Here is a 24222-nt window from a genome sequence, read left to right as displayed (position 1 = left end):
AAGCGAATAGTTTACTGATATAAAGCATGATACTTTTAAAACAAACCTTAAAAGACATGAATTATGAAAAAAGTAAAACTTTCCTTAGAAACCCATATGTGGTATAGAGAACCAATTAAGAACCCTTATTATATGTTGTACTGCTTATTTGATGTAGTGCACCCTCCTGAGTTAAAACTGTATCTATCAGAATTAATGAATCACACTCATAAAAGTGAGATTTATCTACAGAATACCCCACATATAGTTCTCTTGATCTATTCTTTACTGCGTTCGATAATACGCGGTAGTTATAAGATACTAAGCAACTCAAAAAAATACTATTCGATACATCCCATGAACAAATCAGAAGTTTCCAAATTAATGACATTTTTAGGTTCACTATCCCAAGAGGAATATTTAAACCCTTACTTAGTATTTGAGGATGTATTTGCAAAACAATCCGTAATTCAGTTAGAAATTGATTTATTCGAAATAACACAATTTGCACTTGGAGACTTTATAGAACCACCATCAATAGAGGTTAACACCTCTTTTATTAGTATAAATAGACTAATAGAGGCATGTTGGCTATTATATCAAAGGAATGAATAATATTTATAAACGAAAAAAGGTAGAATACCCTCCATAGTAATTCTACCTTTTTCTATTATATTCAATGATAAGATTCTTTTTTTACTTGTTATCCCATTAGGTTAAATGTAATAACGAAGCTGAAGTTCTTTGTACAAAACCACATTGTCTATAGAAGTTTTCATATTTTTCTTCATAATCTACATGAATCCATTCAATAGAATTAGCTTTACACGCAGATATAGCTTTAACAACTAACTCTTTACCAATACCTTTATTGCGAAAATTGGGATCCACAGAGGTATCAAGGAGAAAGGCATGTTTATTTCCATCCCAAGCTATATTTATAAAGCCTATGATTTCATTACCCCAATGTGCAGTAATATAGCTTAGACTTCTAGATAATACTTGATTGTAATCTATCCACATATGGTCTTTCCATACTTTCCCCATAAAACTATTTAAAGCATTTATGTCCAAAGAAGCATTAATTGTATAAGAAATGTTTTTATCCATTTTTAAGAAAAGAGAATATTATTTTTGAATCAATTTCTCTAAACGAGCCATCATCTCATCTTTCTCTTTAAGCATACGCTCATACAAAGCAATCTTTTCTTCGTGAAGTTGGACAATCTTATCAATTGGATTATTATTTACTATAACCCCTACACAAGAAGCGTTGTCATGAAAAGTATTAGATATAATACTAACTGCTTTTTCTTCATCAAAGTTTTCAATTGCTTCAACAGGTATTTTAAGCACCTTTGAAATCTGTTGTAATAGTGAATTATCAATTACCTCTTTCTGTTCTAAAACAGATATCTTTTTCTGATTCCAATCATCTCCTAAATCAAAAGCAAGAACCTCTTGTTTGATTCCAAGCATTTCTCTAAAACGCTTTACATTTCTTCCTTGATGTATTTTATGTTCCATAATTAATAGCTGAGTTAAGAAGGCTCAAAGATAAAGCCAATGATTTAAAAAGATTGAAAGGTAAAGTTATAAAATTATCTTGTAAAATATCCCATAATGAGAATATTATACTTCTTAGTTGAATAGTTTATTCTATGAGTTCTATTGAATTTTAATCAAATCAAAAAAACTCAAAATTATGAAAACAACTATTTTACCTATCAACGACTTTTTAAGTAATCAGCTTAAAGAAATTATTACAGAGTTTCCTTCTGTATTAGAGATGTACTATTGTAGTAATACTATAGAGATGACTTCCTATTTACTTATACACCTAAATAACAGAAGTGATATTGACATTATTGCCAATCGCAAAGGAATTAAAAAACTATTTAAGAACTACGGTATCATAGTATTGTTATTTGATTATGACTCTTTGAAATACAAATTTAAGCATGGTTATCCATTAATAGAGCTTATCTACCAAGAAGAGCATCTAATTTATCAGCAAGAAGGAATTGATTTTACTAAACTTGCTACAAGAAGTTTCAAAAAATTTAAAAATCAGTACAATATTTATAAAGAGAGATATTTCCAAGATTATGATCTATTAAGTTCAGAGCTTAATAAGTATAAATCTTTAGACGCTATTTCAAGTGTGTTTCTTGTTTACGAGCGTATATTAGAATTACACTTACAATATTTAGAAGAACTATATGTAGGACATATCAGCTCAATCAATAATCTCCATCAACGAATAAAAAAAATCAGCAAGTTTAACCCAGAGATTGAAGGTTTATTTATTAAAAGAAATGAAGAGGAATACTATCTTATAGCTTTAATAGACAGAGTAAAAGAAGCAATCGAAGAGGATAGAGAAGTTTATTACCATGAGTGCTTTGAGGCTTTTAATAATGTTGAAAACACTCTTCATAATTTTGTTCAAGAACGTTTTAAGTCTTTAAAATGTTTAATCAAACACCCAACAGTCATTCCTACGATTACAGAGGTGGCTTTGGAGCTAAATAAGCAAGATACTTTTAATGATATCATCATTGAAAGATGCTTAAATCAAAATCAGCGTATAGAAGAAATTTATCTGTACAAGACGTTAATTCTTGGTAGCCAAACTATTTACTATCTTCTTGTCATAGGTGATAAGTTTGCAAACGAACAGATTAAGTATTTGGAATCAAGTTTACAAGATAAGTTTAATAAGCAAACGAACTTTGTTATTATAGCTCATACTAAAATATGGATTCAAACTGAATTATACAGCTCACAAGATTTCTTTGCTGACATCATAAAAAACGAAAACAAGATTTATACATCAAGTAAATACAATGCATCATTACATTGGTTAGTCCCTCACGCATCCTTATATACTGATCTATACTATTATAATTCTGTTACTAATAATACTGCTAAAGAACTACTTAAGAATCTACAAAAACTAAAAAAGGGACAAGAATGTAAGCAAAGTATTCCTTATCTACTATCACTTTATTTTATGTCATTTTGTAGAACATATATATTAGCTCATTTATCGTACTTACCTAATTACTTATCTAGCTTCTCTTTATGGCTACTTTGTATAAATGTGAATACTAACTTGACTAAGTATCAATACTTATTTGATAAATTCGGTAGCAAGTTTTTTTCTTTATTAGATTACTATAGAGTATTACATCAACGACTTATTAATTTCGATACAGAAAAAGCAGAAGTGCTGTTAGAACTAGTTACTCAACTGCAATCAGAATTAAAATTGATTATAAGTATAAGAGAGGTATAGTTCCTCTCTTGTACTTTTATTTATCTATTACATTTAATGAATTTTCTTTTAATATTTTACATGCAAGACTTAAATCATCTTCAATTTTTAAAATCAAAAGTACCATAAGTACTAAGAGTGTACGATAGTCATCCGTTTGAACCTCTTCATCATGGCTATTCGTTGCATGAACATATTTATTCCTTAACCACAAACCATTGCTAAAGCGATTATTTAAATAAAAATCAAAATATTCTTGTTCTGCTGTTGTCAGCAACTTATTAGAATACGTTATCATCCCTTTTTTATGTAATAAAGCTACCTTTTTTCTAATACTTATAGGTAGGTGCCAATAACTGATGACATCATAAGTATCAAAAAGAAAAAGAATATAAAAAAACTCTAAATCAATAATTTCTAAATTACCTTTCTCAGATACTCGAATGTAATTTGAATCAATAAAGTGTTGTAAATATTCATTTTGAGTAGTATTAAAATCGTCTCTAGTCAACGCATAATTTGGGTCTACTAATAGATGAAATAAACTTTGATATTTATCCTTATGCTTCTCATAATTAAATAAATAACTATTCGTACTAAAGAAAATATGAATAAGTTTATTGTATTCTTCTCCTTGTGGATAAATATACTTGTTTTCAAGTATAGATGGAATTGTATTAAACTTTGAGGTTTTAGTACTTACTTGCAAGAGTTCATAATCTACAATATCGTCTTCTACATACAATTTATATTGTTCAAGAATTGATTCAAATTCAGGTACCATTAACCTAATCTTTTCAAGATAAGTTGATGTTGAACTAGGAAGATGTAACTTAAAGTAATTGATATTAAATGTTTGGTTTAAGTAGTTGTTTACGTAATTTTCTATCAAATTTTCAAAGCTAATATTTATTGTATCAAGTGCTATTTTGTAAACTTCAAATGATAGCAAAGAGTTCATTCTTTTTTCATAAAATGAATGAGATAAAAAGTAATCATTTTTAGAATTGATACCTATAGCATACTCAAACGTATCAATTTCACGCTTCCTAGCTAATAGATTTATACCTCCTTGCTTATCTAGCAATTCAAAAACCGTTTTAAAATTCTTAAAAAGAATATTTTTGTCAGTATTTTCTAATAATCTCTTTTTACTATAAGAAATAATTTTTACGTTATTCTTAAATATTACTTTCTTTATTTCTTCTTGATCTTCTGATAGTGAAACACCTTTTCGTATATTGATTGAGTAATCACTATTGCGAATATCATCATTAAGTTTTTTTGAAACTTTTTTGGCTTTAAATCTAGTCTTATCTGATAATTTAAGATGGTCAGATGCTTTACTTGATTTGATTAACCTAACATAATTTAGATTTGCATCTTCAATATCGAGATAATTACATATAAGTGATTCTCGCTTATCTAAAGTCAGTGATTTTGGAAAAAACATTTCTTTTGTCTCTTTATCATGATGTACCTCATAGTAATCTAATAAAATTTCTGCATTCTCTGGACTTTGTAATATATAAGAGCTAATTTCTGAATCAAAATGAGTAACAATATTCTTACAATATAAGACATCTCTCAATGATGTTCTATTGTTTTTTATTAACTCAACTAAATCCTCATTTGAAAACATTTTGTAAACCCCAGTTTTATTTAGTAGAAGCCAGAATGTTGAATAATAATCGAATCTTATCTTATTGTAGAAAGTTGATATTATTTCTGTAGTTAATGATTGAAAGTACAAACTAATTTCTTCTTTGAAATTTTTAGTAAGTTTCTTATAATCAATTATTTCTTCATTAGTCCACGTATCATGAACAAAATCGTTGTCCATATAAAGTATGATATGTTGTTTTTCGAGTAAATCATTAATCGTTGTTTCAGATGATTGATAAGATTTATTTTTGAAGAATTCATCTATTTGATTTAACATTGAATACGATGCCAAATCGTCTTTAGAGAAAAAAATAATTCTACGCATTATGAATAGCTTTATTATAAGTGATCTATATCTTATAAAGATAGTATTTAAAATAGAATATTGCTTTTAAATCATAGCTCTTAGTACAGTTGAATAATTTATTTACTACAGCCAAAGAGTACGTCAATGTTCAAAAGGATATAAACCTTTTAATAACTACTTTACCTTAGTTGTTTAACCTAAAACAACTATCATGGAAAATCAAATCACAAAAGAAGATTTAAGACTGTTTACTCAAACAATCATTGGAGAGCTAAAAGAGTTATTAACTAAACAAAACAAAGAAGCTTCTCTTGAATGGGTAAAGGCTAAAGTAGCAAGACAATTACTCAGTATTTCGCCAGCTTCACTACAAACACTTCGCATCAGTGGTAAATTGCAGTGTCGCAAAATACTTGGTTCATATTACTACAACAGAAAAGATATTATGAACCTTTTCAATGAGTAGAAGTTGACTTCTACTCATTGAAAAGGTTGAAAATTGACTACTCCCTCAAATTCCTTACTACAAATACTACAGTTGAATTATTAGAAAATGTAGAGAATCCAAGGGAGTTTTTACTATCCATTTAACTGATTAATAAAAGTAGTTAGTTGAGCTAATTTATCAGAATTTAGATTTTTTAAACCTTCAAGTAAGTCAGTGTAATTATCTGTTTGTTTATTTGTTTTTCCTTCAAGCTTACCTTTTAATATCTGCATTTCATTCTTGATAGCCTCTTCTTCAGTTAAAGCGTATTCCTCTGTTTGTTTAACAGAGTGATGACCTAACATTTCCTTTACTACGTGAATAGGAACACCGTTACCAAGAGTTACAGTACTTCCAAAAGTTCTTCTTGCTTTATGGGTGTTTAATTCGCTTATCTCACAAAGTGAGGCAATCTCTTTTAAGTACTCATTCATCTTTTGATTAGAACGAACAGGAAGCACAATATCTTTATCAATACAAGCGGGATGATCCTTATGTTTTTCCATTATCTCAATAGCTTTGGGAAGTAGTGGTATAGTAATATTAGCATCTGTCTTTTGTCTGTTGGTTCTAATCCACAGATTACCTTCTTCATCTTTTGTAATATCAGTTTTCTTTAATTGGAAAACATCGATATAAGCGAGCCCCGTATAACACTGAAAAACAAACACATCTCTAACAGTAGCTAATCGCTCATTAGTAAATTCTTTGTTTTCTAAAATTGATAACTCTTCTTTGCTTAATGGTTTCTTATTGAGCTTAGTTTTTTTAGGTTTATATTGTACGAAAGGATTTGAAGAAATAATTCCCTTTGCTACAGCTCTTAAAACAATCTTCTTGAAGTTTGAGATATACTTTATAGCTGTATTGTTAGAACACGTTCTAACGGTCTTTAAATAGTGTTCGTAGCCAATTACAAACTCATAATTGAGTTCTCTAAACTCTATATCTTCTTTGCCATATACATAACGGATATACTCAGCTACGTGAGATCTTGCTGTTACGTATCTTTCATGTGTTCCAATAGCATACTCTTTAGGCACTAACTTAAAAACTTCATCGTTATGCTTTTGGAATTCTTCTAATACTTTAGCCTTACTAGTTCCTTTGCCTTGGATATAATCCATAAGCACAGAAGCAGTAATAGACTCTTCATTGCTTAAAAGTTCTAATTTGTACTTGGTAATCTTAGATACGATTGTATCTAAGATGTAGTTTAGCGTTTTAGCATCTTCTTTAGCACCATTGGCACGACCTGCTTTTTGGTTCCATCTGTTGATATCCCATTTGTGACTTAGAGAAGTCTCTTTGCGAATACCATCTACTGTGATTCTAAGGTAAACACCTCTTAAATCACTTTTCTCTCTACTTGGTTTGAGAAAGAAATTAATTGATAACTGTTTTTCTAACATAATTCAACTGTTTTAAATATTAATAAATGTCGAATTAAAACGTTCCAAAAACACAGTTCAAAACTCTCTGGCCCCCTTTGGCGTCTGGGTTTGCTCAGTTGAAAGGTGCACATCGCTTACCTGTTTTTTTGTGCACCGAATCTGTAACTTTTTTTTGAGCATTTTTGAATAAAATGCGATACCCCTAAAAAAGAAAAAACCTATAACTCATTGTGAATCATAGGTTTTGTGCTTTTTTGATGACTTTTGAAAAGTTATCTTTTATAAATCAGCGGAGAAAGAGGGATTCGAACCCCCGGACCTGTTACAGTCAACGGTTTTCAAGACCGCCGCATTCGACCACTCTGCCATTTCTCCAGTGGTCTGCATTACTTCCGTATTGCGAGTGCAAATGTAGCACAAATATCCAAACCTCCAAACTTTAAATGTAAAATAATTCAAAGTTTTTTTAGCGAAATTCTCAGTATCTACTACACCCTTAGAATAAAAAGCTAATTATCAACCTTGTACTCCCCTAACCGATTCGCTCTCTTCTAAAATAAAAAAACTCCTATTAAGGAGTTTTTAGTATTATTTATCTTCAAAAAGCTTAACGACTAACTTATAACTTAAAGAATCTAATCCATTAAGAGCTCCTTCAGAAGAACTATTTGAAAGAACGATTAGACCTTTCTTTCTTACTGGGTCAAAAGCTACATAATTAGAATATCCAGCATCAATACCTCTTGTGAAATAAAGAGGTTCATCAGAACCAAAAGGGTATCCTATTTTCCAACCTAAACTAACCCAATAATTAGGACTCACGATAAGAGTAGGCTTTTGGGTTAACTGTAATACCTTGTCCTCACTATTAAACTGTGCCTGAATGAACTTCGTCAAATCTGCTGCTGTAGAAATTCCTCCACTAGATGGTAATAAAGCACCTACTTTAATTGGGTATACTTCCTTCAGATTGACATTAATTCCTTTTACTACCTCACGTTTCTTCTTAGGCATATACACTGTAGAGTTATTCATACCATATCTGGCGAATACTTTCTCCTCTATTAATTTATCAAAAGGTTTGTTATACACCTTACTCAATGTATTACCCAGTATTGCATATCCTAAGAAAGAAAAACTCTGTCTCTTCTCTGGACTTATCGTATCCGTCTCTAGATTATGCTGCATATAGTTCTCCAGCTGCGCACTTGTCAGATTAGTCAGGTAATCATCCTCTATCTTAGGATCATTAGACTTTATCTCAGGTAGCATCGGTACTAATGAAGAATGATTGGCTAAAGCGATGAAGGGTAACTTAATATTCTTATTAAAACTAAAGTCATAATACTTATTTACATCAGTAGTTATATCTAAGCCTTGCTCTAGCACAGCATCAGCTAATACAGTAGAAGTAAATATCGTCATTAGATTAGCCATAGAAAACTTACTATCCGTATTGTCTTCTATTTTTATTCCATCCCCTACTTTCTTAAAGCCGTGATATTCTACCTTATCGTCATCAATGATAGCGATAGCATACTGTCCTTTTTCAGGTAGATTAACTGTTTCATTAGCTATAATTTCTTCTACACTAAACTTTTTAAATGTATCATCTACAGGCTTTGGCATATCTAATAACCTAAATCCAACTACTTCCCCCGTATCATTCATCGCTAGATTAAGTAGAGCTACTTCATTATTCTCAAACTCCGTTTTAAACAGCGCTAATTGATTATTGTCTAAGCCATAAAACTCCATACTCTTAATATTACCAAGTTTTTCTTTCATTTCCACAAAGAATAACTTGGCCTTAGCACTAGGCAACTCTTCTTTTAAAGATGGCGCGAAGTGACTGTAGATATCATCGTAATCATTAGTGTTGTAATCCTTTACAAAAATATCTATTAAGGGTTTAAACTCTTTCTCCTGAGCGAAAGAACCAAAACTCATTAATAAACATATCGCTATAGAAATACTTAATCTTTTCATTTCTTTATTTAATTTTGCAAGGATAAATATATCAGTTATTATTCGATAAATATCTTCCTTTAACAAGAATAAAAGAAAAATAATGATTTTCTTTCCACTTTTAAGTAAAATACAACAATCTAAATATAAAGCATCAAATCACAGTTTGCCATAAAAAAGTACAATATGTCCTATTACCTATTCTCTGATAAAGGAACTCTATTTAAAATGAAAATAGCCTATCTTTTTTTTAAGTATATTCGCCCTATATAAAAACAGAAAGACTATGACCAAAAGTGAAAAAGTAAAATTCGCTATGGAGACCTTAGACGCTCTTTATCCAGAAGTTCCTATCCCTTTAGACCATAAAGACCCTTATACCCTACTAATCGCTGTACTATTATCAGCACAGTGTACAGACGAACGCGTAAATAAGATTACCCCTTTACTATTTGCTAAAGCTGATAATCCCTACGATATGGTCAAAATGACAGTAGAAGAAATACAAGATATCATCAGACCTTGTGGATTATCTCCTATGAAATCTAAAGGTATCTACGGTCTATCACAGATCTTAATTGATAAGCATAACGGAGAAGTTCCTCAGGATATGGCTGCATTAGAAGAATTACCTGCTGTAGGTCATAAAACGGCTAGTGTAGTGATGTCTCAGGCATTTGGTGTACCTGCTTTCCCAGTAGACACCCATATTCATAGATTAATGTACCGCTGGAATTTCTCGAACGGAAAAAGCGTAGAACAGACTGAAAAAGATGCTAAACGCCTATTCCCTAAGGACAAGTGGAATCTACTACACTTACAACTCGTATGGTATGGAAGACAATACTCTCCTGCACGTGGTTGGAATCTCGAAATAGATATTATAACGAGTGTGATAGGTAGGAAAACGGTTATCAATGAATACTATAAAAAGAAAGGAATTAAGTAATCATTCTGCATGCGCTTAGAACGATATAGTGAGATCCAAAAACAGTTTAAGACTATCACAAAGCAAAAAAAGAGGTTAAGTAATCGTACTTAACCTCTTTTTTTTTAATTCTCTTTCGAGTAAAGCGATAGATTATTGATTAAACCGTTTAGCCTAACTAGGCTTAATCCTTTAGAATAACTCAAAAGGAATTTAATGGTCTCTTCTTTAGGTAAACTAAATGAACTAGTTTTCGTTGTGTAATTTTTCTTCATATGTGGCGTTTTGTTGTTTATACAATGATAACGACAAAATGCTTCACATATTATATCTCCGTCAAAATAATATTTTTTTCGTCAATTAATTTTCTTAAATTAAGCAATGCGTATCGCATTCTTCCCAGAGCAGTATTAATACTTACGTCTGTCTGCTCAGCTATCTCCTTGAAACTCAAATCCTGATACATACGCATCGTGATCACTTGACGTTGATCTTCTGGAAGTTCTTTTAACAATAGGTGTAAGTCTGACTCTATCTGTTGTTGGATTATATCTCCTTCTACTGTATTAGAATCATCTTTTAGAAATGAAAAAATAGGCAATTCTTCAGAATCATATTGAAACTGTACACGCTTCTCTCTTCTGTAGTGATCCATTACTAAGTTATGAGCAATGCGGATAACCCAAGGTAGAAACTTACCTTCTTCATTATATCTACCCGACTTAAGGGTATTAATTACTTTTATAAATGTATCTTGAAAAATGTCATTTGCTAACTCAGCATCTGTTACTTTAGAAAATATAAAACCATAGATCTTAGACTGGTGTCTTTTGATCAAAACCTCTAACGCCTCTTCACCACCTGCAATATATAATGTTACAAGGGTTGCATCAGGCATATTTATATATACCATACCAAATTTCTTTTTTAAAACTGTAAATAGATTTTTATAAAGTAATTTTGTATTATAGGCTTTGATTTTTATCGTTTAACGAGACAAATATATAAAATTATATTTGTTAAAATAAATAAAAAATAAAAGTTTTTTTTAGAACCTATAACAACAAACGTTATCATATCGCATCATTTAGGTCGAAAACATTAAAATTCACATCTCTTAAATTTATCTAAATGAAATAATCACAACATTAGACAGAGATAAATGTAAAAAACACAATAATATCTAAGCACATAATGGCTACGTTTTTATATATTTCAGCAATTTTTGCTCCTCCATGGAACTTTTTCCCTTTTTCTGTCTGTTCTTACTCCTGTTCCTGTCTTGTTCCCAAGAGATAACTCAGAAGCGACTTTTTGGAAACAACTCGGGAACAAAACAGGGCAACCGCAGAGCTAAAACAAGAGAAATATCAGGTCAGCACTGACTTTCGCATTAAAGAGGATACTCCTATTTACTCTCTTTTATGCCTATTTACTCCACTTTTTGCCCCTTCTCTACATTCCTTCCCTCCTTCTCTCTACATTTGAACAATAAATTGTTTTTCTACCTTGCGCTTTATACAAGGTGATAATGCGAAATATTATAGCATATTCAGCATTTTGCACAAGATTATACCTTGTAGAGTTTTAGAGGAATTAAAGAAAGCATTATCTTTGTTTATTAAACCTTTATAGGCTACATGAAAAAAATAGATTTCTCCAATATAGATCCAAAAAAGAACATTATCATCAAGGGTGCTCAGCTGCACAATCTTAAAGATTTAGACGTTATCATCCCTCGTAATAATCTTGTTGTAATAACAGGATTGTCTGGTTCTGGTAAGTCCAGTTTAGCTTTTGATACCTTATATGCAGAAGGACAGAGACGCTATGTAGAGAGCTTATCTTCTTATGCTAGACAATTCTTAGGACGTATTAATAAACCTAAGGTAGAATACATAAAAGGGATTGCTCCTGCGATTGCAATTGAACAAAAAGTAAATACTAGCAATGCTCGTTCTACAGTAGGTACCTCTACAGAGATATATGATTACATCAAACTGCTTTACGCACGTATCGGAAAGACATTTTCTCCTATCTCTGGAGAAGAAGTAAAAAAAGATACCGTAAGCGATGTATTAGACTATGTTAAGAGCCTAGCTATTGGAGCCAAATTATTATTACTTGCTCCTATTGATTTAGGAGAAGACAGAGAGCTGTATGAACACCTGAATGTTCTCCTTCAACAGGGATATGCTAGAATATTAGTACAAGGAGAAACTTTGCGTTTAGATCAATATATAAATGATAATACAGAAGATATCATTAATCAAGTAGATGCGACTCAGGTTTACCTAGTTGTAGACCGTATCGTAGTTAGTGATGATGAGGATTTCTTTAATCGTCTAGGAGACTCTGTAGAAACAGCTTTCTTTGAAGGGAAAGGATATTGCTATATCGAAGATCTGAAAGATAAAAAGCGCAAAGAGTTCAGTAATAACTTCGCTTTAGACGGGGAAGTTTTCCTTGAGCCTAATGTTCATTTATTTAGCTTTAATAATCCTTATGGGGCATGTCCATCATGTGATGGATATGGTAATATCATCGGTATTGATGAAGAATTAGTCATTCCTAATACAGGTCTCTCTATATATGAGAATGCGGTATTCCCTTGGAGAGGAGAATCAATGAGTTGGTATAGAGATCAACTCGTTAATAACGCATATAAATTTGACTTCCCTATTCACAAACCTTACTTTGAGCTTACAGAAGAACAAAAAGCATTGGTATGGGAAGGAAACTCTTTCTTTACAGGATTAAACGACTTCTTTAAAGAATTAGAAGAAAAAAACTATAAAATTCAGAATCGCGTTCTTTTATCTCGTTATAGAGGAAAGACGAAATGTCCTACTTGTAAAGGAAAGAGACTGCGCAAAGAAGCTAGCTATGTAAAAGTAGGTACTAAGACAGTAAGTGAGTTAGTAGACCTACCAATCAAGCATTTGATCACATTCTTTAAAGATTTAAAACTGAACGAATACGAAGCAAAAGTAGCACAACGCTTATTAATAGAGATCAACAATAGACTCGGTTTCCTTAGCAACGTAGGGCTTGACTACTTAACGCTTAATAGAAATTCTGCCACTTTATCTGGGGGAGAATCTCAGCGTATTAACTTAGCCACATCACTAGGAAGTAGCTTAGTAGGCTCTATGTATATCTTAGACGAGCCTAGTATAGGACTACACCCTAAGGACACAGAGAAGTTGATCGATGTACTGAACAACCTTAAACAACTGGGGAATACAGTTATCGTGGTAGAACACGATGAAGATATCATGAAATCAGCTGATCAGATTATAGACATCGGTCCTGAAGCTGGTAGCTATGGAGGACAGCTGGTAGCACAAGGAGATTATGACACTATTTTAAAAGCAAATTCTCTAACAGGGAAATATCTTAGTGGAGCTCTTGAAATTGCTGTTCCTAAAAAACGCAGAGGATATAAACATTTCATCGAAATAGTAGGTGCTAGAGAAAACAATCTAAAAAATATAGACGTTACCTTTCCACTAGACTGTCTAACGGTGATCACAGGAGTATCTGGTAGTGGTAAGAGTACACTGGTCAAAAAAATATTGTTCCCTGCACTACAGAAAAAATTGACAGGACTTAGTGATAAACCTGGTCAGTTTACAGAAATGAAAGGAGAATTTGGCGGTATTAAGTCAGTAGAGTACGTAGATCAGAATCCGATCGGAAGAAGTTCTAGGTCTAATCCTGTAACTTATATCAAAGCCTATGATGATATTAGAGATTTATACTCTAAACAACAATTGTCAAAGCTAAGAGGTTATCAACCTAAGCATTTCTCTTTTAACGTAGATGGAGGGAGATGCGAAACCTGTAAAGGAGAAGGAACTGTAACGGTAGAAATGCAGTTTATGGCAGACGTGCACTTAGAATGTGAAACTTGTCATGGTAAACGCTTTAAAAAAGAAATATTAGAAGTTAATTTTGAAGGGAAGAATATCGATGACTTACTGACGATGACGATAGATGATGCCTTAATGTTCTTTGATCAACATAAACAAACTAAGATTGCACAAAAATTACAACCTCTACACGATGTTGGACTTGGTTATGTACAGCTAGGACAGGCCTCTTCTACTCTATCAGGTGGAGAAGCACAGCGAATCAAGCTTGCTTCTTTCTTATTAGCGGGTACGACAAGAGATAAGGTATTATTTGTCTTCGATGAGCCTACTACAGGATTGCACTTCCACGATATTCAAAAATTATTAAAGTCATTTGAAGCTTTAATTGAAAAAGGACATTCCATTATTGTGATTGAGCACAACCTCGATTTAATCAAATGTGCTGATTATATCATAGATATCGGACCAGAAGGAGGAGAAAACGGGGGACAATTAGTTGCTTTTGGCACACCGGAAGAAGTCGTAAAAAACAAAGCTTCACTAACAGGAAAGTACCTAAAAGAAAAACTGAAATAACCACTTTAGCAACTAAAGAGTGAGAATTAAAAGCTCCTTTTAGCTAACTAAAGGAATTCTATAAAAAACAAAGGCTGTGTCATCGTTATGACACAGCCTTTTATATTAGTCTTAATTCTTAATTATTTTAGCTAGTTTCTCAGTCAATCTTTTTCTACTGAAATATTGTAGTCCCATAGCGAATACATTCAATTGCTTCTGTTGATACTGTTCGAAGTATTCTAATAGAATATCTCTGACCTTATCTTTTTCGGAATACAATACTACTTTTCCAGTATTCGTTTCTTTGATAATATCAAAGAAATCAGAATCCTCAGGCCCTATTCCTAATATTGGGCGTTCTGATGCCATATACTCAAATAACTTACCAGGAATAATTGCTTTAGTATCTTCTGAATCTATTTCTACTAATAATAGTACTTGTGAAGCACGCATTTGTCTCAAAGCCTCTACATTATCTACATAACCATAATTAACAACACAATCCTCCAGTCTAAATTCTTTTATAGTATCTAATACTTCACTACTTACCTTTCCTACTAACTTTAATTGAAAGGCTTCTTTAAAAGCCTTGTTCTCTTTTCTTAATTCAGAGACCGCTTTCCACAGTATTCGCGGGTTGCGCTCTGATAAAAAAGAACCGATATGTGCTAGCGTAAACTTCTCATCTAGAGTCACCTTTCCAAGGTTAGTGATATCATAACCATTTGTGATCACGGTTATAGGTTTATCCGTTTTAGCCTGAAACTCTTTTTTAGTTGTTTTACTAGTGACAATAATCTGATCTGCCTTATTTAAAACCTCTTTTTCTAATTCCAAATGCTTAGTTGCACTAGACTGATTTAGCTTTAATTCTTTGTGATACCCTATAGTCGTCCAAGGATCTCTAAAATCAGCTATCCATTTAATGTTTAATTGTTCTTTAAGAGCCATTCCTATCAAATGCATACTATGAGGAGGTCCAGTAGTAATAACTGTCTCTATATCCTTATTATCCTTTAGATACTTAGATAAGTAAGCTACAGAAGGTTTTACCCAACTTACTCTAGCATCTGGAATAAAAAAGTTTCCTCTAACCCAAAGCAAGAGTTTATCTGAGAACGATTGTTTTTTCTTATCTGGAATAATTCCCGCACTTAAAGTATCTGTATTCTTACCACTTACTATTTTAGCCTTGCTATAAGGTTCATTTATAGGTTGTCTAAGAATCGTTATATCAGGATGTACTTCCTGTTCATTACTAGAGTCTAATAATGGATAACTTGGATTCTCTGGTATATATACTATAGGTTCAATATCAAAGCTTGGTAAATATTTGACAAACTTTAACCAACGTTGTACTCCTGGTCCTCCCGCTGGAGGCCAATAGTAACTTATGATTAAAACCTTTTTCTTTGACATACTCATACTACATTTTGTTTTTTTGTGAAACCGTTTTTCTGTGAAATCGCTTTTCTGTGAATTCGTTTATCTGTTGTCGCGGATTTGAAATCCGTGACACTTTAATTTTTGAGTGATTGCTCCGTTGTCGTGGATTTGAAATCCGTGACATTCTAATTTTTGATTGATTGCTCCTCTCTCCTCTTCACTAATAAATACACTCCACCTACTGTAATCAAGAAAATAAGAATACTCGATCCTAGTGCAATTCTACTACCTGTTTTGATCACTTGTGGTTCAAAAGTAAATTCAATAGTATGTTTTCCACTAGCCAACTCTATTCCTCTCAATACATAATCTACTGCAAAGATTGGCACTTCTACATTATCCACTTTTGCAATCCAACCTTGTGGATAATAGATTTCAGAGAACACTGCTACTCCATCAGCACTGTTATTTGACTCATAAACTATCTTATTCGGAGCATAACTTTTTAGCTCAATACGAGCTAAAGAATCTACTACATAAGTATCTTTTAGTTGAACGTCTTTGAACATCGTTGTATTTAATACAGCCTGTTCTTTTGTTTTCAAGTTATCCAAAGCCTTCATTTCAGCATTTGCATCTTGTACTTTTTGAATACTAGATACAAACCACGCATTTCCATTAGCATTATCATTCAGTAGTGGAACATCACGTCCCTCTTCATCTTTCTGAATAATATACTTCACATTCATCATGTTCAGCACTTCCATATTAGAATGTTGATTCAACTGATAGTCTGCTAGCTCTTGCATTCTACGAGGTTTGGCTGCATGATATCCACCTAAAGAATGATGGAAAAAAGAACTTCTAGCACTATTAAAGCCTCCATTCAATTCGTATACCCTAAAATGCTCTGTATCATTTAATATAACTTTATCAGCTGGTGTTGCTTGAAAAGGTTGAGACATTTGAGAAGCAAGTACAAAGTTTGAGTCATTTACATATTTTCGATCGACTAACACTAAATCTCCGACCATTAATATACCCACAATAATTACAGCTACAAATGGTTTAATCTTTTCTTTAGTTGACAAGAATAAAGCTCCTGCCGCTAAAGCAATTAGTACAAAACTTCTGATAAGATCAGCGGTATACATTGCTTTTCTATCTTCTATTAAAGCACTGATAAATCCAGGTCCTATCTCTCCATAAGCCCCTCTGTAATACCCATCATTTAAGCCTGTGAAACTTAAAGAACCTTTTATCAAAAACAGTAATACTAAAATAGCCCCTGCTACAATACCTGATTTTTTTAAAACAGATAATTGTTCTTGTTTTTCCAACTTACTATAAGCATATAATCCTAAAATAGCTAAGGTAGGTACACATAACTCAAGGATTACTTGAATGGAAGAAACTGCCCTAAACTTATTATACAATGGGAAATAATTAATAAAGAAATCTGTCAAAACAGCAAAATTCTTACCCCATGATAACAATAAAGAAAAAGTAGCTCCTATTATGAATACATACTTGATATTTCTCTTCTCAGCAAAAATACCAACTAAGAATAAAAAAAATACAACAGCACCAATGTAAGCAGGCGCAGCTACAATAGGTTGATCTCCCCAATAAGTCGGTGAGCTACTTGCCATCTCTTTTGCCTGTTGATCACTTGCACCAACAGACTTAAACAATTTATACACATTAGAATCCGCATCTAAATGTTCATTATTCGCTCCCCCCGTAAGGCGAGGTGCTATCAAGTTTAAGCTTTCAAAAATACCATAGCTATACTCCGTGATATAATCATAACTCATTGCATTAGAAGATTCTTTCGCACTCCCATCAGGCTGATACGTTAATTCACTATTGCTACGAGTACTAAACTTAGTATATTCTGAAGTAGCCATCAGATTAGTTGCATTCGCTCCTACACTTAAAATAGCTGCTCCAATTAAAACAGCTAGTGACATACCAATGGCTTTATAATCCTTTTCTTTTACATATTTTACCATATAAAATACTCCCACTACGATAAGTAATAGTAGTAAGTAGTAAGTCATTTGGAAGTGATTTGCACTAATTTCTAAAGCTGCAGCAAATAGGGTAAGCAACCCTCCCTTTATATAATGTTTTCTAAATACTAAAAGTACTCCGGCTAACACCATTGGCATATAAGCAATGGCATGAGCTTTAGCATTATGCCCTACCCCTAAAATAATAATAAGATAAGTAGAGAAACCAAAGGCTAATGCTCCTATAAATGATCTCAAGGGCTTCATTCCTAATGAAGCTAATAAAATATAAAATCCTATAAAATAGATAAACAAATAATCAGCTGGTCTAGGTAGAAAACGTATTAAGCTATCTAAATCCTTTACGTAGTTATGTGGAAATTTGGCACCCAATTGATAAGTAGGCATTCCTCCAAAAGCACTATTTGTCCAATAAGGCTCTTCTTTAACCTGTTCCCTAAAGTCAATCTGTTCTTTTGCCATTCCGGTATACTGTACAATATCAGATTGGTAAATTACCTTATTAGATAAAACAGGAGAAAAATAAAGTAGTGCTACTACTATAAAACCTAAAACCACTAATAGATGTGGATAAATTCTTTTAAACGTATTCGTTGTTTCTGATGACATTTATACTGCTATTTAAGTATGCTAAAATAAGTAAATTTCAGATGGCTTTAAAGAGAAGCCTATAGATTTAATTATATATACAAAAAAGCCCTCAAGAAGCATTGCTCTTGAGGGCTTTATACTATATCGTTGAATTACTTCGAATCTACTTCTTCGAAGTCAACATACTCCCCAACAACTTTTGTTGAACGTGGTACTTTATTGTGCTGAGTTGCAGTATCAGTATACGTTTCTGTTTCTTGATTGTTGTTATATGGATTGTACTGTTGTTGTCTTTGTTGAAAATTCTGTTCTGCTTTTTTTGCAGCCTTGTATATTAATACAGGAAACAAATAACGCATCGCTATTTTGAATGCGTAGTATATCAGAACAATAATAATAAGTGTTTTAATAAATCCCATAATTTCCTTCTTTTTACCAAAAATAGTAATTATAAGCGCATAATAGCAATGATGATTCTTAAATTATTGATAAATATGTTTAAGTATACCCTCACATTCTATCCTATCTTTCTTTATATCCCTAGTTAGTCCTAAACCAATTAACCTCTTAATCCATTCATCACCAATTAGTAGAAAGACAGACTACTTAGTATTACCTTCTTGCCATTTAGTATATCCTCCATCTAGCTCATATACTGTTTTAAACCCTTGTTCTAAAAGAATGTTTCTAGCCTTCTCACTTCTCTTTCCTGATTTACAGAAAATATATACCGGTTCTTCTTTAGATAATGTTTTAGTTTTATCAATAAAGTCCTCCTCTAGCACATTGATATTTTTTGCGTATTCTATAGTTCCTTCGCTGAACTCCTTATCAGTTCTAACATCAAGTAATTGAACCTCTGTTGTTTCAATCGCTTTTTTAAAATTCTCATTGTTCAATAAATGAGTAGCTTTTTCTTGGCTATAACCACCTACTGTGATTAAAATAGTAGCAATAAATGAAAGCCAAAAAGCGTTATATTTTTTCATAATATAGATTAGTTTATAGTTTAACAAAAATGACAAATATCATAGTATGCGATTTAACATTACTATACATTTGTTACAAATATAAAATAAATATGTCAGTTTCTCTTATACAAAAGTATAATGTACCTGGTCCTAGATACACTAGTTATCCCACTGTTCCTTACTGGGATGAGACCTCTTTTTCTGCAGATCAATGGATAGATTCCTTAAAGAAGTCATTCATTGAATCAAATCAAAAAGAAGGAATAAGTATCTATATCCATCTGCCATTTTGCGAAAGCTTATGTACTTTTTGTGGTTGCCACAAGAGAATTACCAAAAGACACGAAGTAGAAAGTCCTTATATAAATGCTCTCTTAAAAGAATGGGATTTATATTGTGCATTGTTTGATGAAAAACCTATTATTAAAGAAATTCATCTAGGTGGAGGAACCCCTACATTCTTCTCTCCAAAACACTTAACTAAATTAATAGAGGGGCTTAAAGCAAAAGCTATAATCGCTAAGGAGTACGAGTTTAGTTTTGAGGGACATCCTAACAATACAACTAAAGAACATTTATCTACTCTATATAATCTAGGTTTTAGAAGAGTGAGTTTTGGTGTACAAGATTACAACCCTGAAGTACAAAAAGCAATCCACAGAGAACAGAGCTTTCACAATGTAGCCAAAGTAACATTGTGGGCTAAGGAGCTTGGATATACTTCTATTTCTCACGATATCATTTATGGTCTTCCTTTCCAAAAGTTAGAACATGTAATCGACACTATCGAAAAGACAAAGTCTCTTTCACCAGATCGTCTAGCTTTTTATAGCTATGCACATGTGCCGTGGATAAAAGGAAATGGTCAACGTGGCTTTAATGATGAAGATGTTCCAAAAGATGCTGAAAAACGTCAATTATATGAAAAAGGAAAAGAACTCCTTCTAAAAAATGATTATATCGAAATCGGTATGGATCACTTTTCATTAAAGACAGATTCACTGTACAGATCAATGAATACAGGGCATATCCATAGAAACTTTATGGGATATACTTCTTCTAAGACGCAAGTGATGATCGGCTTAGGTGTGTCTTCTATCAGTGATAGCTGGTATGCTTTTGCTCAAAATGAAAAAGACATTGATACATACTACAATCTTTTAGAACAAAATATCATTCCAGTAACCAAAGGACATATTTTAAACGAAGAAGATTTGATTATTAGAAAACATATCTTAAATTTAATGTGTGCTTTATCAACCGATTTATCCGTTGATATTGACAAGGTTGATTTCAAACCTGTGTTAGCAGAATTAGCTGAATTGGAAAAAGATCAACTGCTTGAAATTAATGGCTATAAAATTAAGATTACTAAAAAAGGTCGCGCGTTTGTAAGAAATATTTGTATGGCTCTTGATTTAAGACTACAAAAGAACAAACCACAGAGACAATTGTTCTCAATGACTATCTAATAATGTATATATAATGAATAAAAACGTTGAGAAGATAATTACCTTCCTTGTGTTACTAGGATTAGTTTCTGGAATATATAATCTAGATATGGATAACTTATGGTCTATCCAACACAATTGGCTGTCTTATATAGGTTTTATTATTTTTATTATCTATTTAGTTTACTCTGTAAAAAAAGCAGCTAGAATACAAGATCAAAAAAACTTGTAACCTTCATTTGAATTGTCATTTGTTTATTGTTTACTCTCAGGTAAACGATAGTATACAAAAAGTCCTTAATCTTTCGATTAAGGACTTTTTATTTATATATCTAGTAGATCTTAGTCTACTTTACTATTCATAATGATTTCAATTACTTCAGGATTAATAAGTGTTGATACATCTCCAAACTCTTTGGTCTCTCCATTAGAAATAGAGCGAAGAATTCTTCTCATAATCTTACCTGATCTAGTCTTAGGTAAGCTATCCACAAACTGAATCTTATCCAATTTAGCGATTGGTCCTATATGGCTCGAAATATACTGATTAATCTCACGCTTAAGATTTTCTCTATCACGAGTCTCTCCTTCTACTTTTAATGTAATAAATCCGTATAAAGCATTTCCTTTGATATCGTGTTTATACCCTACTACAGCACTCTCTGCTACAGCTGGATGCTCATTAATAGCATCTTCTATAGGAGCAGTACCTAAATTATGTCCTGATACAATAACAACATCATCCGCACGTCCTGTGATTCTATAATACCCTACTTCATCTCTTAAAGCTCCATCTCCTGTAAAGTATTTACCTGGAAACTGACCAAAATAAGTCTCTTTATAACGCTCGTGATCTCCCCAAATGGTACGAGCCATAGAAGGCCAAGGGAACTTAATACACAATGATCCATCTACCTGATTATCCTCTATCTCATTTCTCTTCTCATCCATTAACACTGCTTGTATACCAGGCAATGGCAACGTTGCATAAGTAGGCTTAGTAGGTGTGATAAATGGCAGTGGAGATACTAAGATACTTCCCGTCTCTGTTTGCCACCACGTATCTACTATAGGGCATCTCTTTTTACCCACATGGTCATTATACCAGTGCCAAGCTTCCTCATTAATAGGTTCTCCTACAGAACCAATAACTCTTAAGCTAGATAAGTCATGTGAATTCACATAGCTATAATCTTCTGTCATTAATGAACGGATAGCCGTAGGCGCTGTATAGAATTGTGTTACTTTATACTTATCTATAATATCCCAGAATCTACTAGGCGTTGGATAAGAAGGTACTCCTTCAAACATCACTGTAGTCGCACCGTTTAACAATGGTCCATAAATAATATAAGAATGCCCTGTAATCCAACCACAGTCAGCAGTACACCAGAAGATATCCTCCTCTTTATAATCAAAAATATTTTTAAAAGAATAGGCTGTCTGTACCATATATCCTGCTGTAGTGTGTACCATCCCTTTTGGAGCACCAGTAGACCCCGAAGTATAAAGGATAAACAAAGGATCTTCTGCATCCATTACTTGAGCCACATGATTATTAGACGCTTCTTCTAAAAGTGGCGCTAACCACATATCTCTTCCTTCTTTTAAAGTTACATCAGCATCTGTTCTATTCACTACAAGTACTTTCTCCACTCCAGGACAAGATTCTAATGCTTCGTCAATAATTGGTTTTAAAGGAATAGTCTTATTACCTCTAAAGCTACCGTCAGATGTGATAACAAATTTACATTCTGAATCATTGATACGTTTAGTCACTGCAGATGAAGAAAAACCAGCAAATATCACGCTGTGTATTGCTCCTAATCTAGCACATGCCAACATGCTAATCGCTAACTCAGGTATCATTGGCAAATAGATACAAACTCTATCACCCTTTTTTACCCCTTGTTCTTTTAGCACATTAGCCATCTTACACACTCTATTGTATAAGTCATTATAAGTAATAGTTTCTGCTTGCTCTTCAGGATTATTAGGTTCAAATATAATAGCTGCTTTCTCTCCTCTTTTTGCAAGATGACGATCAATACAGTTCTTTACGATATTTAATTTAGCATTGACAAACCACTGGAATTTAGATTCCTCCATATCAAACTCAAATACCTTATCCCACACCTGATACCAAACGAAGTTTTCTTCTGCTATCTTTCCCCAGAACTTACGAGGTTCCCTAACGGATTTTTTATAGTGTTTAAAGTATTGTTCTAGATTTTCTATTTTATAATAACTCATATTTTAGTTGTGATTTTTTTTATGTAATATTTTTTTAGCTCTTAAATATATGATTTTAGTAATAAATAGCAAAAAGTCATACAATATTTTTAAGATTAAAAAACATTGTATGACTTTCGTTATTTAAAAAAATGCTATAGCTGAGCTACATCTTTCTTTGCTTGATCAAACTCTGCAATGATATTTTTAATAATATCTTTTACAGGTTCTATTTTTTGTATCAGACCCGATATTTGTCCTACTTCGAGCTCTCCTTCTACCAAATCTCCTTCAAACATTCCTCTTTTTGCTCGTGCTCTACCTAAATACTCCTTTAACTCTTCTACTGAAGGATTCTTGGCATATAAAGTTTGTAAACCAGCATAAAACTCATTCTTGATTAAACGCACTGGTGCCAGTTCTTTCAAAGTAAGAACAGTATCGCCTTCTTGTACATCTAATAAAAGGTTTTTAAAGTTATCATGAGCAGAACTCTCTTCAGATGCTATAAATCGAGTTCCCATCTGTACTCCATCTGCACCTAATACCATAGCAGCTAACATTCCTCTACCTGTAGCAATTCCTCCTGCTGCAATTAAAGGAATAGTAATCTTCTCACGAACCATCGGGATCAAAGTAAGTGTTGTAGTCTCTTCCCTTCCATTATGTCCACCTGCCTCAAACCCTTCTGCTACTATTGCATCTACACCAGCCTCTTGTGCTTTTAAAGCAAATTTAGAGGAACTAACTACGTGTACTACAGTTATTCCATGCTGCTTTAAAAATGGAGTCCACGTTTTAGGATTACCCGCAGAAGTAAAGACGATTTTCACCTCTTCTTCTACAATGATATTCATTATTTCCTCTATATTAGGATACAACATAGGGACATTTACTCCAAAAGGTTTGTCAGTTGCTTTTTTACATTTCTGGATATGTTCTCTTAATACTTCTGGATACATCGAACCAGCACCAATAAGCCCTAATCCACCAGCGTTACTCACTGCACTAGCCAACTTATATCCACTGTTCCATATCATTCCTCCTTGTACTATAGGATACTGAATTTTAAAAAGATCTACTAACTTATTTTTCATTGTATTTTGGTTGT

Annotated in this window: 20 protein-coding genes and 1 tRNA gene; 7 read left to right on the top strand and 14 right to left on the bottom strand. The window is 32.6% G+C overall.

Annotated elements, in window-relative coordinates; genetic code table 11:
* Positions 1-63: 63 nt before the first annotated feature.
* Positions 64-594: a hypothetical protein gene (locus tag AABL85_RS14655; RefSeq protein ID WP_341310641.1), complete on the top strand. Its 531-nt coding sequence runs from the start codon at positions 64-66 to the stop codon at positions 592-594.
* Between the two features lie 96 nt (positions 595-690).
* On the opposite strand, the gene AABL85_RS14650 is transcribed toward AABL85_RS14655, so the two are convergent.
* Together AABL85_RS14650 and AABL85_RS14645 are read right to left on the bottom strand one after the other, a co-directional pair.
* Positions 691-1026, bottom strand: a complete 336-nt coding sequence (locus tag AABL85_RS14650; protein ID WP_341310640.1) for a GNAT family N-acetyltransferase — start codon at positions 1024-1026, stop codon at positions 691-693.
* Between the two features lie 81 nt (positions 1027-1107).
* Positions 1108-1506 carry an XRE family transcriptional regulator gene (locus tag AABL85_RS14645; RefSeq protein WP_258204366.1) on the bottom strand — a complete coding sequence of 133 codons (399 nt, stop codon included), beginning with the start codon at positions 1504-1506 and terminating at the stop codon, positions 1108-1110.
* Positions 1507-1684: 178 nt separating this feature from the next.
* On the opposite strand from AABL85_RS14645, the gene AABL85_RS14640 reads away from it, so the two are divergent.
* Positions 1685-3280: a hypothetical protein gene (locus AABL85_RS14640; protein WP_341310639.1), complete on the top strand. Its 1596-nt coding sequence runs from the start codon at positions 1685-1687 to the stop codon at positions 3278-3280.
* Positions 3281-3296: 16 nt separating this feature from the next.
* On the opposite strand, the gene AABL85_RS14635 is transcribed toward AABL85_RS14640, so the two are convergent.
* Positions 3297-5249: a hypothetical protein gene (locus AABL85_RS14635; protein WP_341310638.1), complete on the bottom strand. Its 1953-nt coding sequence runs from the start codon at positions 5247-5249 to the stop codon at positions 3297-3299.
* 193 nt (positions 5250-5442) lie between these two features.
* Here AABL85_RS14635 and AABL85_RS14630 point away from each other — a divergent pair, with 193 nt between their 5' ends.
* The gene (locus AABL85_RS14630) at positions 5443-5697 is read left to right on the top strand and encodes a DNA-binding protein (protein WP_341310637.1); all 255 of its coding nucleotides are present in this window, start codon (positions 5443-5445) and stop codon (positions 5695-5697) included.
* A gap of 113 nt (positions 5698-5810) precedes the next feature.
* Here AABL85_RS14630 and AABL85_RS14625 read toward each other — a convergent pair whose 3' ends face one another.
* The 3 genes from AABL85_RS14625 to AABL85_RS14615 all read right to left on the bottom strand — a co-directional run bounded on the left by AABL85_RS14625 (position 5811) and on the right by AABL85_RS14615 (position 9101).
* On the bottom strand, positions 5811-7130 hold the full coding sequence (locus tag AABL85_RS14625) for a site-specific integrase (RefSeq protein ID WP_341310636.1): 1320 nt from the start codon (positions 7128-7130) through the stop codon (positions 5811-5813).
* A 272-nt stretch (positions 7131-7402) separates the two neighbouring features.
* Positions 7403-7487, bottom strand: a tRNA-Ser gene (locus tag AABL85_RS14620).
* 213 nt (positions 7488-7700) lie between these two features.
* Positions 7701-9101: a serine hydrolase gene (locus AABL85_RS14615; protein ID WP_341310635.1), complete on the bottom strand. Its 1401-nt coding sequence runs from the start codon at positions 9099-9101 to the stop codon at positions 7701-7703.
* A 265-nt stretch (positions 9102-9366) separates the two neighbouring features.
* On the opposite strand from AABL85_RS14615, the gene AABL85_RS14610 reads away from it, so the two are divergent.
* Positions 9367-10029, top strand: a complete 663-nt coding sequence (locus AABL85_RS14610) for an endonuclease III (protein ID WP_341310634.1) — start codon at positions 9367-9369, stop codon at positions 10027-10029.
* Positions 10030-10133: 104 nt separating this feature from the next.
* On the opposite strand, the gene AABL85_RS14605 is transcribed toward AABL85_RS14610, so the two are convergent.
* Together AABL85_RS14605 and AABL85_RS14600 are read right to left on the bottom strand one after the other, a co-directional pair.
* Complete coding sequence (locus AABL85_RS14605; RefSeq protein WP_341310633.1) at positions 10134-10283, bottom strand: hypothetical protein; 150 nt, start codon at positions 10281-10283, stop codon at positions 10134-10136.
* 50 nt (positions 10284-10333) lie between these two features.
* Positions 10334-10921 (bottom strand): RNA polymerase sigma factor, encoded by a 588-nt coding sequence (locus AABL85_RS14600; protein WP_341310632.1) that lies wholly within the window; start codon positions 10919-10921, stop codon positions 10334-10336.
* Positions 10922-11648: 727 nt separating this feature from the next.
* On the opposite strand from AABL85_RS14600, the gene uvrA reads away from it, so the two are divergent.
* The gene (gene uvrA / locus AABL85_RS14595; RefSeq protein ID WP_341310631.1) at positions 11649-14462 is read left to right on the top strand and encodes an excinuclease ABC subunit UvrA; all 2814 of its coding nucleotides are present in this window, start codon (positions 11649-11651) and stop codon (positions 14460-14462) included.
* 111 nt (positions 14463-14573) lie between these two features.
* On the opposite strand, the gene AABL85_RS14590 is transcribed toward uvrA, so the two are convergent.
* From AABL85_RS14590 to AABL85_RS14575, 4 genes are all read right to left on the bottom strand, one after another.
* Positions 14574-15869 carry a glycosyltransferase family 4 protein gene (locus AABL85_RS14590; protein ID WP_341310630.1) on the bottom strand — a complete coding sequence of 432 codons (1296 nt, stop codon included), beginning with the start codon at positions 15867-15869 and terminating at the stop codon, positions 14574-14576.
* A 146-nt stretch (positions 15870-16015) separates the two neighbouring features.
* Positions 16016-18475, bottom strand: coding sequence for a YfhO family protein (locus AABL85_RS14585; protein WP_341310629.1), 2460 nt, complete (start codon positions 18473-18475; stop codon positions 16016-16018).
* Between the two features lie 134 nt (positions 18476-18609).
* Complete coding sequence (locus AABL85_RS14580) at positions 18610-18876, bottom strand: DUF4834 family protein (RefSeq protein WP_041891242.1); 267 nt, start codon at positions 18874-18876, stop codon at positions 18610-18612.
* Positions 18877-19059: 183 nt separating this feature from the next.
* Positions 19060-19446 (bottom strand): rhodanese-like domain-containing protein, encoded by a 387-nt coding sequence (locus tag AABL85_RS14575; RefSeq protein ID WP_341310628.1) that lies wholly within the window; start codon positions 19444-19446, stop codon positions 19060-19062.
* Between the two features lie 92 nt (positions 19447-19538).
* Here AABL85_RS14575 and hemN point away from each other — a divergent pair, with 92 nt between their 5' ends.
* Positions 19539-20900, top strand: a complete 1362-nt coding sequence (gene hemN / locus AABL85_RS14570) for an oxygen-independent coproporphyrinogen III oxidase (protein ID WP_341310627.1) — start codon at positions 19539-19541, stop codon at positions 20898-20900.
* A gap of 13 nt (positions 20901-20913) precedes the next feature.
* Positions 20914-21111: a hypothetical protein gene (locus AABL85_RS14565; RefSeq protein ID WP_341310626.1), complete on the top strand. Its 198-nt coding sequence runs from the start codon at positions 20914-20916 to the stop codon at positions 21109-21111.
* Positions 21112-21221: 110 nt separating this feature from the next.
* Here AABL85_RS14565 and acs read toward each other — a convergent pair whose 3' ends face one another.
* Both acs and AABL85_RS14555 read right to left on the bottom strand, forming a co-directional pair.
* Complete coding sequence (gene acs / locus AABL85_RS14560) at positions 21222-23132, bottom strand: acetate--CoA ligase (RefSeq protein ID WP_341310625.1); 1911 nt, start codon at positions 23130-23132, stop codon at positions 21222-21224.
* 134 nt (positions 23133-23266) lie between these two features.
* Positions 23267-24208, bottom strand: a complete 942-nt coding sequence (locus AABL85_RS14555) for an NAD(P)H-dependent flavin oxidoreductase (RefSeq protein ID WP_341310624.1) — start codon at positions 24206-24208, stop codon at positions 23267-23269.
* Positions 24209-24222 lie beyond the last annotated feature (14 nt).

Origin of the sequence: Myroides odoratimimus, assembly GCF_038039805.1 — a bacterium.
Taxonomy (GTDB): domain Bacteria; phylum Bacteroidota; class Bacteroidia; order Flavobacteriales; family Flavobacteriaceae; genus Flavobacterium; species Flavobacterium odoratimimum_B.
Note: the sequence above shows the minus strand (reverse complement) of the source record. Positions and strands in the feature narration are given on the sequence as shown.